Here is a 13502-nt window from a genome sequence, read left to right on the forward strand (position 1 = left end):
GGCCCCTATCGCTCGATAGAAAGCTGGTGGTCGTGTGATCGGTCTGCGCGTTCCGCTTCGTGATCGCGCTCCCTGACCTGGTGCAGCGCGCTGTCCGGCGAATACTGAATCGCGATCTGCTCGCCGACCTCGACATCGCGGGACAGACGATCGCGCGGATAGACGATGCCAACGGTCTGACCGATCTTGACCAGCGAGTGGTGCGTCGAGTTGGCGAGCACCTCACCGCGGTAGTGGCGCTCCAACTGCTGCGCATCGCGCAGAATCAGGTTGTGGTAATCGCCGGCCAGGCCGATCGCCCGGCGCGAAACATCGTCCGGCACGTCACCCTCGGGTAGCTGGCCCCGATGGATCTGTTCGGACAGGTTGGCGCGTTCGATTTCGCTGTGGGGAACCGTGCTGATCGAGGTCCGCGTTTCGAGGTGGTGGTAGGCCGCGTCGAGCTCGGGGAAGAGGGCGAGCGCCTGGTCACGGCCCAGCGTGTCGAACGCGCGGCCGCGCTCCGCGTCGCGCGCGTGGTCAACGGTACGCCGGCGCGGCGCGCGCGCCGTATCGACTTCGACCTCCGTCTTTGGCTGATCCGGTTGGCGTGCAGACGGCAGAATGGCCCGTTCGCGTACCGGCTCTATGCCACCCGGATCGACGACGACCACACGACCGTCCACGATGCCCAGATTGTCGACGCCCTGATCGCTCCAGTGGTATCCGCGCTGACGAAGCGCGTCGGCCGTGCGCGCGACGTCGGCCGATGTCACGCCTCGCATATCGGCGCGGGGCATGATTTCGTATCGCAGATTGCCTTCGGTGCCGCTCGCCACCGGCTGCAAGACCTCGGGAATTTTTGGCCGAACGGCAAGATCGCCGGTTCCGAGCCGCACCACATGCTTGTCGTCGGCCGCCAGCACGACCGACGACGCGCCGGCGTCCAGCGGTGTCAGGTGAGTCATCCCGTGCGAGCGAAGCCTGGCCTCGAGGGCGGGCAGATGGCGCGACGCAGCGATTTCCTCGGCGACCGGATCGGGGAAGTGGCCACCGACGTTCGGCACGTCACGCGTCATCGACCGGAGGACGTCGCGCAAGCCGCGCTCCGGTGCCGGCCGCGCATCCGCAGACGCTCCGTTGACCCGTGCTTGCGCATCCCTCTCCGGGACGCGTAGCGCCTGCTCACGACGCAGCGAGATGTCGGCAATCTCCGGCGCCGGCGCGCCTCGGCCTGTACGAGCGTCACGAATGTCATCGAGCATTTGAACGTGATGGGCTATCTCGTCGCGGGTCATCGGACGCTCGCGCTCATGCACGATCGACGCCGCGGCCGCTTGCGGCTCGCGCCATTCACCCTGATGCAGTTCGTTGCGGTATATCTCGCGGTGATGCCGATCGACGATCAGGATTCGATCCACTGCCTTCTCACGCTCGAGCAATGCGACCGTTTCCACCATGCCGGCATACGCCTGGTCGTGCTGCTCGCGATTGACCACCCGTCCCACGCCCGTCGTCGCGATTTCGCGCTCGGTACGCATCTGCGCACGCGTAAGCGACACGTCCGCTGGCATGGCCACGCCCCGAACCTCCAGCGTGTAACCGCGGTCCTTGAGCCGCCGCGCCAGATTGCGCAGGCTATCGGGGTTACGCATCGTGCCGTCGACCACAAGATCACGGCGCACGTCGGATGCGGCCGTGGTTAGCCGGCCCGCCCACCGGCCAGCATCGGCATGCGTCAGGTCGGCTGCATGTTGCGGATCCTCGCGAAGAAGCCGGCTGTACTGCGGCAGGTTCTCCCTCATGCGATCGGCGTCGATCAAAACGGCACCACCGCGCTCGTTGAGTTCGCCCATCGCCTGACGCGCAATGGCCGTCTTGCCGGCACCGGGTTGGCCACCGATGAGGATCGCCTTCGGCTCGGCTTGCTCGCGGCTGCCGTCAATCGCCTCGCGCTCCACTCGCGCATACGCGCGCTGCATCACGACATCCGGAATAGTGTCCATGATGGGCTCCGGAATCAGGCGTGACCGATGTTCAAGCGACGGACACGCAGGCCGTAGATGTCCAGCGCACGAGCGATCGCAGCCGCATCATCCGGATGCAGCGCATCGCGAGCGGCAACCAGAGTCTTGCGTTCCGCGTCGGCTATAGCGATGCACTCCGCATCCGGCTCGCTGCGCGACTCCTCTTCAGCGATGACGGCGACATAGTGGGCGATCAGCTGCCCGATCGTCTGGCAGGCGACTTCGAAATCGACATGAGGCATCGTGTTCTCCATTAAAAAGTTCGGCTTACGCGCGTGATTGCCGGGTCAAACACCTGGGTAAGGCTTCGATTCATTCCATAGGCGCGCCCACGCGGCGCGCACGGCTGCGGCGACCGTGGCGTGATGCCAGATGACGAGGACGTTTTCAGCGTTGTGATTGGCACCGGCCTGCGTGTAGTTCATCGAGCCTGTCTGGGTCGTATCGCTATCAGCGACGATGAACTTGTCGTGCATGAGCGGTACGGCCATGTCGATGCGAACCGGTATTCCGGCCGCGACGAGATCCGCGAGCTTCGAGCCGCGGCCGTCAAGCTGGGAGCGGTCGAGGACGACACGGACCTGGACACCAGCGCGGGCGCGCTCGATCAGATGGGTAACGATGCGACGATTGGTGAGCTCGTAAGCGGCGACGTCGAGCTCCGACTGCGCGCTGTCGATCACGCTCAGCACGAGCGCCTCGGCCTGGCCGTCGGGTGAAGTCGCGAATTGGACGGAGGCGTGGTCGCCAGAGCCTGCGCTTTCAGAATGTGAGGCGTTGTCGGCTGGGTGCTTCAGAGAGCTCGCAAAATGCCCAACGGACGACGACAAATTGCCGAGATCCGGCGTCGGCCCGTCATGCAGCACGTAGTAGCCGACACCGGCCGTGATCGCGAGGAAGAGGAGAAACTTCATGCCGACCTCCCGACGTGGGAGGCGTGGCCATCCGCTGAATAGGAGCGGGCGCAGGCGTCGTAGCTGTGCACCGAGGCGCAAGCAGCAAGAAGCAGGGCAGAAAACGTGAGCGCGACCAGACGCACTCGACTCACCGTCGAGATCGCGCTAATTAAAGACGCAAATGAATTGACACCACGACGAATTACGTCATCAAGGATTAACTTGCCAGTACGAGAAATCAGGCGTAACGTCGATACTAATTGCGTACGGGGGCGCTCATCATGGACTATGTGCTTGCGAATTTCATGGCGATAATGGCAGCAGCGATTTTCTCGGTTTTCACATCGTTTATCGCCTCGCGCAGTGGCCGATTGATTTACCGGAAAATCATGTGGGGCTATCTGACCACGCTCCTGGTTGCGGCCATCGTGATTACGGTAATGCAGCTGCCCTTTACCATTTTGGCTTTTGGCGCTCTCTTTTCCTGCATCTTCGGCGTGTTCGCCCAATTGGGCGTTGCAGTCAAGCTGGGCCATCTCATCATGACCGGCGCGCACTATGATGACGGCTGGAACACCGCTCGTTCGAGCAACAATGCAAGCAGCGACCTCTCGAACGATTGGTTTTGGAGAGACCAAAGAAATCAGATGAGTCATAGCGATTGGCGTCATTGATTGGGGAATTACCGTCCGGGGCCGCAAGGCCCCTTTTTCATTGGTTGTCGGGATCATCGTTTGCAACGCCCGCGCTCGGGAGCGACTTGACTCCACGTGCGTCATCTGCAGAACCGCGTCCTAGTCGACTCGCCGAAGCCAAAACGCTCGGGGAAGTGGCCGCGCCGCTTACCGCCGAGTCGTCGTGCGGAGCAGATGCGTCGGCTCCGACGGTTGCGGCATCGAGGTATTGCGAGGGTGTCGATGGCAAGGCATCCCCTGCAGCAGATGACCCGCCTGGCGCGCGACCGATCTGCACCTTTCTGTCGACGCCACCGACTTCTGACCCGACGCTTGCGAGGCCGATGCCACCGGACGGCGAACTTCTCCGGCCAGCTGGTTCAGGCGCGATAGGCGCCGGCGTAGCCTGCTCCTGACCAGAGTTAGCTGGTTTGACGTTGTCGATTCGTGAACCAGGGTTGCCAGCCGTCGTTCCAGGAGCCATGACTGAGACCCCGCCGCTACGCTTCATTGATGCGGTCGGCAAGCTACTTCCCCGACTTCCATCGTCAACCACCCGGCGACCCCGTATCGAGCCGACGGGCCGCGCTACAGCTTCTTGATCAGGGCTGGGTAGCTCCGGAGACGGCCGGCTGTATGTCCCGTCAGGAGCATCGGGCACTCGACGATCACTCTGCCGATGTGACATGTGATCATTGCCGGCCGGCAGAGTCACGATCCTGAAGTCAGATTCGGACAGACGCGGTTGAGTCGCGGGCGAGCCCGTGCCGGTTTCCGTCGCTCGAGCGGCTTCAAGAGTCGGGCCATTTCCCGTAGTTCGCGGATGTAGGAAGTTTTCAATTGGTGCCGAGGTGGACGTTGTTCCAGCCGGCCCGCTCGGCTGAATCGAGTTCACCCATGCCGACAGGGGCCCCTTGCTATCGGAAGCTGACGGCGCCGCGGGCGGAGAGGAAAGCAAGCGGCCCGGCGCCCGCTCGGGCGTCATGAGCGGCTTGTTGTCGGCCGACGGATCGACGTGGTCACGCACCTGCTTGATCGGCGCGGCGGACTCGCTCGCGACCCGTTGCTGCGTAACATCCACACGGTGCTGTGCGTCGGTCACGATTTGGGGCATCGGCGTCGCAACATCCAGGGGTGTCGTATCCACTGGTCCAACCGCACCTGCAAAACGCTGGAACGACGCGGGGGCACTTGCACCAACGCCGGACTGGTTGCGTTGGTCCTGGCGAACGACGTCGATGCCGCTCGCAGGGAGAGTAGACCCATCACGAGCCGTGGTCGGCAACGTCGAGTTGCGCGAAACGATGTCGCGCATCGCTGCATCTTGGGCGACCAGCTGAGCGATCTGCGGGGACGGCAACGTCATCAGCTGGCTGTATCGGATACCGTTGCGCGCAGCGACCGCCTGCAGGTTCTCAGGCGTCATCAGGTTGGTCGAGGTATCTACGCGCGAAACCACTTGCGTCGATCCGCGCTGGCGCACGTCTGCGCTGCGAGTGAGATCCGCTGCAACGCGAGAGCCGGACGAAACCTGGTCCGTCAGAGACGCCGACCGGTCGCGGCGAACGTGCTGCCCGGACTCCATTCCGGTGGAGTCATTGTGCATCTGCGAGCCTTCGTGAGAGACGTTATCGCTCTCGGTGTAGGCGGCCAAACTACTGTTTTGATCGACGAATTTTTGTGCGTCAGAATTCCGCCAAGACTTCGTATATCCACCTTCGCCCGAAACATCGAGACCAAACTTCAGACTCGACTGCCCTTTCCCCGTGCCACCGCCATTTGCATAATCCGCAGCCCGCACCTTCAATCGATACGCATCCCGAATCGCTTGAACTTCGTTCGGCGATTTTCCAAGTGACTCGGCCTTACGAGCGAGTTTGTCTTCTTCTGCTTGGTTAAAAAGAGGCGAGTTCGAGACCGGATTGCTGCTTCCTTGCCGACCATTGCCGGAAGGCCCACGCCCGCTACCACCGGCTGAGCCGCCGCCTCCACCGCCGGCGTTGCCGGACGGCGCCCCATCCTCGCCAAACGACTTGGCAAAGCCGCCACCAAGCATGATCGAACCTTTGGCTCCTGCAGAAGTTGTACCGTCGACGGAGTGCGACTGATCTATCGCATATTGCTGATCATGTGCGGTCCGCCGCTCACCTGTTTGGCTAGACGAGGCCCGCGTACCCGAACTGGAATCGTCGGACAGGCGCTGTGAGCTTCCACGCTCCTGGCTGCTCGAGACACTGTTCGTGCTGGACGCAAGCTGCTCCCGCCCAGCGAACGTGGAATTCGTGCGGTTTGCCGCGACACCCGTCGAGGTGTCGGTGCCGAGCGACCGCTCAAATGCGTCCTGGGACGTGGCCGAAACGCCGAGGCTGTTCTGAAACTCGGTGCGAGCGATCAGGCCATTGGCAAAGTTCGTGAAGGCCGAGCCGGTCCCGGTATCGACGTTCATCGACCCGGTGCGCGACTGCACAGTGTTGTCGTACTTGTTCGCCGAGGTCACGTTGCGCGACGCGTTATCGATCGACGACGAATCCATGTGCACGTTGCCGATGTTTTCGTCGCCTTGCGCCTGTTGACCACCGATCTGTTGAGCAGAGCCGGTCAACGCGCCGCTCAGTTGAGAGAACGCACCGACAACGCCGGCCGATGCGAAGTTCAGCAACAGCCACGCAAGGGGAGGCGTAATAATCACCATGTATCCAAGCAGCGCCTGCTCGTCGAGCAACGTCTGTCCGAACTTCGCCGCCATGCCGAACGGCACGCCGGCCTGCAGCGACATCGAGCGCATCTCATGGCTCAGGTGAATCAGCGACAGCCCGTTGATGACCGCGAAGAGCATCGGCCAGACAGACACCCATGCCACCGTCTTGGCGTACATCGCGAGGATTCGTTTGGCCCCATCCGCGCCGCTGATCAGGCAGAGCACCAGAATGAGCGGGAAAACCGCATAGATGATCGCTTCGGCATAGTTGCGAACGGTCGGCAGCGTGTTCTTGGCGAGAATCGCCATGGAGGCGAGTGAGCCGTTCGTCGCCACTGCAGCCTGGGCAGAACTCATCAACGCATTGACCTCGGCCACGCGCGCCGGATCGTTCAGCATCGCGGGCAGCTCCGCTCCCGCCTGGCGCCATACGTTGTTGAACATTGCCTGTCGTAGCGCCGACGACGCGTTCTGCGACGACTGGAGGATGAAGCCGTACGAATCTCCAATCGCGTTGACGAATTCCGCCTTCGCCATGGAGGGGTCGGCGATCTCCGGATACATCTCGCTGCCATACATCTGCTCGGCCGCTTGCTCAGCGTCCTGTACGCGCAGCAGCAACAAAGTGCCGGTCGCGGAACAGGTGTCCGTCGTAGGGTTCGCGGTGAGGGTGTTCGTCGTCACATATCGGGCAGGGCTCGTCGACGTGAACACGGTATTGAAGGGGTCGGTGCCGTTCATGATCGTCTTCGGATCAATCGCGCCGTCCTGGATGTCGTAGACCGTGCACTCCTTGAAGAACTGGATAAGGTCAGCGTGCAGCCCCGGATCGGTGATTTCAGCCTTGTTCACCTTCTGCAGCACGGAGATGCCGAAACCCACATCCCCCTTTTTCAGGGTCAGCGTATCCGGCACCGAAAAGATCGTTTCGTACGACTGTGTCAGCACGCGAGAGATGAGCGTGAAGCTCTGGGCAACCGCGGCGAGATAGGCGGGGACGTGATCCACCTCCCGAGTCGGCTGCACGTTGTTGACGTCCGTGATGAACACGTTCTCGACCGGTAGCAACAGCAGCTGCGTCATCAGCATCGCGGCGGCGAACCACCGGAAGATCTCATAGCCTTTCCGGCCGATCGCGACGATCGTCCAGATTACGACGCCGCTCAACAACGTGTAACGGATGAGACCTGTCCAGGTTCCGCTACCCATGAAAGACGCGATACCCTGCATGACGTAGTACAAGGTATCGACGTTCCCATAGGTGTCGATTTCCATGTTCATTGAGTCCCCCCGCCGTTCAACGTCTGGCCAAAGGCCAACGAGTTCCGAAGCGAGGACGACACATTCGCGTGCACGGCGCGCTCGATCGATTGGAGTTGCTCGACCAGTTGCCACGCGTTCGACGTCTGGCTGAAGGCTTGCATCACTGCGCTGCGTGCTTCCGATTCGACCGTGTCAATGTTGGTATTGAGCTTCGTGGCCTCGTCGAGCAGCGACGTGCTGGATTTCACGGTGCCGTAACGCGCGATTGCCCGGCGAAGATCTTCAGCGGATCCGTGGATATACGCTTCGGCGTACTTGGCAGCGATCAGCGACTGGTAGGTACTCAACAACTGGTCAGCCAGAGACGAATTGTTCAGACGCGTGCCGACCGCGATCATTTTGTAGACCGGCAGGTCCGTCATGCTCAGGAACCGAAACGTGTCCGCCGGGTTCGGGATCGCGGAGCGCGATGCGATCGCATCCGTGATTACCTGCAGCTTTTGCTGTACGAGCGTACGGAAGGGGGTGTATCCAATTTCCTGAACTGACGGATTCAGGCACTTCGTCGTCTCGTCACACACGTACACCTGAATCGTGGTGCCACTGTTCGCAGCAGGATCGTTACCGACCAACTCCTGCACCGTGAGGCTGCCGATTCGCGGCAGGAATACAGGATTCACCTCCGTGCCGCCCGAATCCGACGGGTCGGGAAAAATGACCGTCCCCACCAGCGACATGAGGAATTCGCGATCCGACGTGCTCAGGTCCGGCAGCTGCTGCAGCGCCTGCCACGTCACATTGCCGTACGGCTGCTTGGCCGCGAGATTGGAATCCGATGCAGTGGCCGTATTGATCGTCTGCGCCGCTTGCGCCGAGCTGTTTCCGGTATTTGTCCAGGCATCCGTCATATCCGAATACAGGTTCGTGAATGGCCCGAGCGTGTCGGCCAGGTTCGCCTGCTCTTTTTTCCATGCAACAGGCGTCACCGCATTGACGATGCCCTCAGCGGCCTGGCACGAGTCGATGTTCATCCGGTTGACGTCGCGGGCGATGGTCTGCAACGACTGCATGACGTTGTCGCAGGTCGGGCAGAGGTTCTGCAGGGCAAGCTTGAATGCGTAGCCCAAGGCGTTCGAGCCGATGTTGCGCAGCAGCGCAACAAACTGCTCCTTATTGATGAAGCTGAACCCGCCGGCAAACAGGTCAATCCCGCCGCAACCCGCACCCCATTCCGGGGCGGTGACGCTCGCGAGCTGGTAAGTCTTGTGTGGCGTGCGCATGAACACACTGCCGCCGCTGTACATATCCATCGTCTCGCCCTGCAACGCCCGAGGGCTCGATACGTTGCCCATGGCGTTGATTGAGTCGAAGACCTGCTGCATCGACATCGCCTGCGCACACACCGGGGCGATGGCAACCACTGCAGCCGTCAGTACGGCAAACCAGCGTGTCGGTTTCATCAGAAAAGCTCCCCGGGCTGCGAGGCAGTGAGAACGAAAATGCGGTCGATGATGTCCTGGAGGGACATCGTTCCCGAGCCGATCATTGCGTGGTCGCCGGTCTCTTTGGACGCAATGAAGAGGGCGGGCACCTGCTGCACACCCCAGACCGACGCCTGACCGTGGTCAGGCGTCGGGTTCGGAAACTCGCCAATACCCCGACCGTCCAGAGAGACCGGCAGCACGTCGATGCCATAGCGCTGCGCGAGCAGCACAATCGTCGGGGCCATCGCATGGCAGTACGGGCAGTCCGAGCGGAAGAAGAAAATCAGGCCGTGCTTCTGCGCGAGTGCACGCAGTTGCCCGTCCTGGTCGGAATCCCGGGTCCGGTCATAGGTATGGACAGCGACGTTGTTGGTCGGACGCTTGAGCGAGTAATCGAGGCTCGGGTTCTGCCATACGACTCGGCGCCATTGATCGGCGAAGACAGCGCTCTTTTGCTGGACGTACTCCCAAAGCTTGATGTACTCCTTGATGTGCTCGGGCGTCGGGTCCATGTTTGCGACGTCGAGTCGGTGCTTCAGTGCCTCGCGCATCTCGTCGGCCGACTTGATCTGATCGAAGTCGTCGGAATCGACCGGTTTGGCCGCGCTCGCACCCGCGGGCGCCGCGGGCTTGTCGTCATCGCAGTACCAGTTGAATTTCTCTTGCCCGTCGCAGCTCCAGGCGGACTTGTAGTCCAACCCGTCTGCGTCCGCAAACGGCGGCACCAGCAGCGCTGCAGGAAGCAGGACCGCTACCGCGAGCCGGAATCCACGGAATGCGCTCATGGCCGGCTCCGCTGCGCGTCGACTTCAAAGCCGGCGTCCTCGAGCAACACGGAAATGGCTTCGCGCGACGGCGCGGCGCCGTGCGTTACCCGGAAGGTCGCGCGGTCACTGGCGGCACCAGCAAAGAGATGGCTCGGCAAGTCGGGCGCCGGCGCGGCGCGCATACTGGTGATCGTAATCTGCAGTCTCACTTCACCTCTCCTTCGCGGATTGCACGACTAAGTTCGGCACGCGGCCGTCCGATCGAGTCGAGACGTCTGCGCAGTCCGATAGGCGAGGGCGGGGAAACGCCGAGATCCGTCGCAAGCATGACGACGACAGCAACGAGCCACGCGACGAACAAGCCGTGACCAACCTGAGGGGCGAGCGTCGTGATCGGCACGTCGTCAGTGCGCCAGTGCATACAAATGGCGGCCGACGGCGCGTGGCGAGCCGCCGTATCGGTGCATGTCCGCAGTCGGATCGTGTCCGGATTCGTACCGCTTCCAGCCGCCTGTTCGAGCACGGTCGTTGCCATACCCGTGAAAGACCCATGATTCAGTATTGCGAGCGCGACGACGGGGACGGCCGCCGGCACAATGACGAAAGCGAAGAGGAATCGCCGCACGTAGCAGGGCAGGCTGGCGAGTAGCGCATAGCGCCAGTTCGAGCGGACACGCGAAGGGGGAAACAGGCTTTCGATGGACATGATCAACGCTCCTGGGTAGTGAGGGTTTTGAAATCTGCAACCAGTGGGCGGCCCCGCGTCACGGTGTATCTCCTGCAGGTTGCGCCGGCGCCGCCGGCGCCAAGCCAATCGGCGGAATTCGATCGCGGCAGTAGTTCATCTTCACGTCCAGACGCCCGCTGGTTTCGCCCGCCTCGGTCTGGATGCCGCGGACGTCGAACAGCACATCCAGACGCTTGCAGCCAGGCCGCGGCAAGTCGCCGATCGAGCGAGCCGTGACGTAGACCGGACCGTTGGCGTGCAGCTTGGTGACGAGTGAACCCGCAACGGGTCCACGCAGCGCGCCAAACGCTGACCCGTGATCAATCGCGTCGATGAGAACTGCACTGAAGTCGTCGTAGCTGCCGGCGAAGGCGGCGGCCGGCAGCGCAAAAATCGCAGTAGTAAACGCTGCGGAGACGAGGCGCTTCATTGGGATACCCCTTTGCCGCTTCCGATCGATTGCCGCACGCGCTGCAGAATCGCGTCCTCGTCGACGGCTTTGGACTGGATCGAATTGACGAACTCGGTAAAGTCGATACTCGAAAAATCGATACGCTGCAGCTGGTCGGCCGTGAAGCCACCGCAGCCTGCGAACGGGATGCCGAGTTGCGCCTTGCCCTGCTGGTTGACGAGCTTCGCGATCAACGAATTGAAACAGCAGTAGCTCTTCTTTTCCTCGACGCAAACGCCGAGCACGCGCTTGGAGCAGCCCTGGTTGTACTGGACACAGAGGTTCTGGCCACGCTTCAGACTGAGCACCTGCTCGTCAGGGGAACAGGCGAGCCACATCTGGATCAGCTGCGCAGCGATCTCGGCCGCGAATACGTACGGATTGAAATCGGCAAGCTGAACACCATTGGTGAGGGAGAACGAAAAACTAAAGCCGTAGGCACCAAAGGTTCCGGAGGTAGACAACGCCCTGTCCGCCCATGCGCCCATCTGCAAGAGACCAGAGTTCACGATCGAGCTATCGACCGTTTCGTACAGCTGGTCAAAGACATACTTCGACCCTAACGCGATGCCCTGCTTCGCCGCCGTTCCGCCAACCGACAGTCCAGCGCTGACCGCGGCGCTTCCGATCGCGTTGTTCGAGTAAGCGGCACCGCCGCCGTTGCTGGTGCAGCAGCTCTTGATCTCGAGGCCGCCCAGCACCTTGATCGAGCAGCTGCTGTCGTAGCCTTTGAAAATGTTCACGTTACCGCCACCGACACCGTAGGCGCCGGCTTCGCGCCCGGTTTCCAGCCCTGCTACGACCTTGCCGAGCGCGCCGTCCGCACCACTACTTGACGAGAAGCATCCGGCACCCGGTGCGCACATCGTGTTCGTGCATTGGGTGACGGTCGTCGTGTGCGCCGGAGTATCGAGACACTGGTACGTGTACTGCATCGTGTCGCAGCTTCCCTGCACCGCGTCGTTGTATGACACACACTGCTGGTTCACTAGGCCGCAGCCTTGCTGCTGCAATGGCGCGCAGTCGTTAACGGTGGAAGCGGCTTGGCATTCGTAGGTATCCTGGTAGTTCCAGCAATCCTGGTAGAGCGGAATCCCGTTGATGATGCGTGTGCCGGCCGGCTCGATGCAGGTTGAACCAGTGCGTTGGCAGGTGGGCGCGGCATACGCTACCGGCGCGGCGAGCAGGGTGACGGTCATTACACTGCCGACGAGGGTGAACGCACGCGCGGCGAACATGAGAGCGCGGATATTCATTGTGCGGCCCGCTGTTCGAACGAGCTGCACTGGTCGATCCAGTTCGGCGTGCAAGTCGCGGTGCAGATCTGGTTCAGCGTGAGCTGAACTCGGGCCTGCCCGCCGCCCTGGAAACCGTACCCGCCTATCGCCGCTTGAATCTCGACGGTATTGACGCCCTCGTGCAAATACGCGCGGATGTCGGTGTTGGGCGCAATGGTCGACGGGTTCCCCTCGTACTCGCTACCGAAGGTAAAGAACGGTCGATACTCTGTGAGACCGCCATCTGCCGTAAAGGCAGTTTTATCCGAACACACGCTCCGAATGCCGTTGTAAATCAAATTGTGTGTGAAGGTCACACCAGGCGAAGACGCGGCAAGATAGCCGGTGGTCTGCCGTCCATCAATACCGCCGGCCGACGCCGGCAGCGTCGCCACTCCGCATTGGAGAATGCGCCCGCCGTCCGGCGCATCGGTGTAGACCGTGACGCCGTTAATGTCGACGCTGCGCAGCGTATTGTTTGCCGTGATCTGGCTGATGACTGCGGTACCGATCTGACCAAGGTTCTGGACGCTGAAACTCATCGAGCCGGACACGGTCAGTCCGTTGTAGCCTGAGTTGTCGTGATAGCCCGTGTCAGCGCCGAAGTTCCAGAGCGCAGAGTTCGATGCCAGGCGCGCGGCAAACCCGCCGGTGAAGCTTCCCTCGACGACCCCGCCAGCGGCGCAGCCTTGATAGGGTTCGGTGCAGACGGGGTCATTGATGCGGTTGCAGGTATAGGTTTGCGTACCCACGGCCTGTTCGCAGGTTTCCTTCCGGTAGGTCGCCGGCACCGTCGACGTCACGTTGTGGCAGTCCTGCGAACTCGTCGTAGACCCGGGGTTATTGATCGCGCCCTTGCTTCCGGTCACGATCGGATCGCTCGCGGTGATCGGCATGCGATTGGGAGGCTTCTTCGCGAGGTAATTCACGGCATCGCATTCCTGACGCCAGTAGGCACTCGGGTTCGCTGGCTGCGTTGAGCAATCCGCTTCCTTCCCTGACCCGGCCGGCCCGAGACTGCCCTGCCCACCGCCATACAGCGGCGTCAGCTCGCCGTCCTGGTTCGTGTAGTTCGGCACGTTCGAGCTACCGCCACTGATGCTTCCGTGAGCCGCGTTCATTCCTGACTTACCGAACGACTGGCCTTCAGTAAACGCAGTCCCGGTAGATGGGGCGTCCGCAGCAGCGCACACGGCGACCGCAGCCAGAGCGGTCGCGATGGCCAGTGGTGCGCTTCGGCGCAGGGTTGCCCGCATTCC

The 13502-nt window shown here is 61.9% G+C and carries 12 protein-coding genes; 1 reads left to right on the forward strand and 11 read right to left on the reverse strand.

The window, feature by feature from the left end; all coding sequences use genetic code 11:
- Positions 1-5: 5 nt before the first annotated feature.
- From CFB34_RS32965 to CFB34_RS32975, 3 genes are read right to left on the reverse strand one after another with little or no spacing between them, the layout of a single operon-like run.
- Positions 6-1985, reverse strand: a complete 1980-nt coding sequence (locus CFB34_RS32965) for a zeta toxin family protein (RefSeq protein ID WP_027811094.1) — start codon at positions 1983-1985, stop codon at positions 6-8.
- Between the two features lie 14 nt (positions 1986-1999).
- Positions 2000-2260: a hypothetical protein gene (locus tag CFB34_RS32970; protein WP_027811093.1), complete on the reverse strand. Its 261-nt coding sequence runs from the start codon at positions 2258-2260 to the stop codon at positions 2000-2002.
- Between the two features lie 33 nt (positions 2261-2293).
- Complete coding sequence (locus CFB34_RS32975) at positions 2294-2920, reverse strand: phospholipase D family protein (RefSeq protein ID WP_027811092.1); 627 nt, start codon at positions 2918-2920, stop codon at positions 2294-2296.
- A 263-nt stretch (positions 2921-3183) separates the two neighbouring features.
- On the opposite strand from CFB34_RS32975, the gene CFB34_RS32980 reads away from it, so the two are divergent.
- The gene (locus CFB34_RS32980) at positions 3184-3576 is read left to right on the forward strand and encodes a hypothetical protein (protein ID WP_027811091.1); all 393 of its coding nucleotides are present in this window, start codon (positions 3184-3186) and stop codon (positions 3574-3576) included.
- 37 nt (positions 3577-3613) lie between these two features.
- Here CFB34_RS32980 and CFB34_RS32985 read toward each other — a convergent pair whose 3' ends face one another.
- Genes CFB34_RS32985 through CFB34_RS33020 form a run of 8 tightly spaced genes read right to left on the reverse strand, consistent with a single transcriptional unit; the run spans position 3614 to position 13499 of the window.
- Complete coding sequence (locus CFB34_RS32985) at positions 3614-7549, reverse strand: conjugal transfer protein TraG N-terminal domain-containing protein (protein ID WP_223274480.1); 3936 nt, start codon at positions 7547-7549, stop codon at positions 3614-3616.
- A gap of 2 nt (positions 7550-7551) precedes the next feature.
- The gene (locus CFB34_RS32990) at positions 7552-8997 is read right to left on the reverse strand and encodes a conjugal transfer protein TraH (protein WP_027811089.1); all 1446 of its coding nucleotides are present in this window, start codon (positions 8995-8997) and stop codon (positions 7552-7554) included.
- A complete protein-coding gene (locus CFB34_RS32995; protein WP_027811088.1) occupies positions 8997-9806 on the reverse strand; it encodes a conjugal transfer protein TraF in 810 nt (269 codons plus the stop codon). The genes CFB34_RS32990 and CFB34_RS32995 overlap by 1 nt, the downstream gene beginning before the upstream one ends.
- Positions 9803-9997 carry a hypothetical protein gene (locus CFB34_RS33000; RefSeq protein WP_027811087.1) on the reverse strand — a complete coding sequence of 65 codons (195 nt, stop codon included), beginning with the start codon at positions 9995-9997 and terminating at the stop codon, positions 9803-9805. Before CFB34_RS33000 ends, CFB34_RS32995 begins: the two co-directional genes overlap by 4 nt.
- The gene (locus CFB34_RS33005) at positions 9994-10494 is read right to left on the reverse strand and encodes a hypothetical protein (RefSeq protein ID WP_027814060.1); all 501 of its coding nucleotides are present in this window, start codon (positions 10492-10494) and stop codon (positions 9994-9996) included. Before CFB34_RS33005 ends, CFB34_RS33000 begins: the two co-directional genes overlap by 4 nt.
- Before the next feature lie 58 nt (positions 10495-10552).
- Positions 10553-10945: a hypothetical protein gene (locus CFB34_RS33010; protein ID WP_027811085.1), complete on the reverse strand. Its 393-nt coding sequence runs from the start codon at positions 10943-10945 to the stop codon at positions 10553-10555.
- Positions 10942-12222: a conjugal transfer protein TraN gene (gene traN / locus CFB34_RS33015; protein WP_049030196.1), complete on the reverse strand. Its 1281-nt coding sequence runs from the start codon at positions 12220-12222 to the stop codon at positions 10942-10944. Before traN ends, CFB34_RS33010 begins: the two co-directional genes overlap by 4 nt.
- On the reverse strand, positions 12219-13499 hold the full coding sequence (locus CFB34_RS33020) for a hypothetical protein (protein WP_165581455.1): 1281 nt from the start codon (positions 13497-13499) through the stop codon (positions 12219-12221). The genes traN and CFB34_RS33020 overlap by 4 nt, the downstream gene beginning before the upstream one ends.
- Positions 13500-13502 lie beyond the last annotated feature (3 nt).

This window comes from Burkholderia sp. HI4860 (genome assembly GCF_002223045.2).
Taxonomy (GTDB): domain Bacteria; phylum Pseudomonadota; class Gammaproteobacteria; order Burkholderiales; family Burkholderiaceae; genus Burkholderia.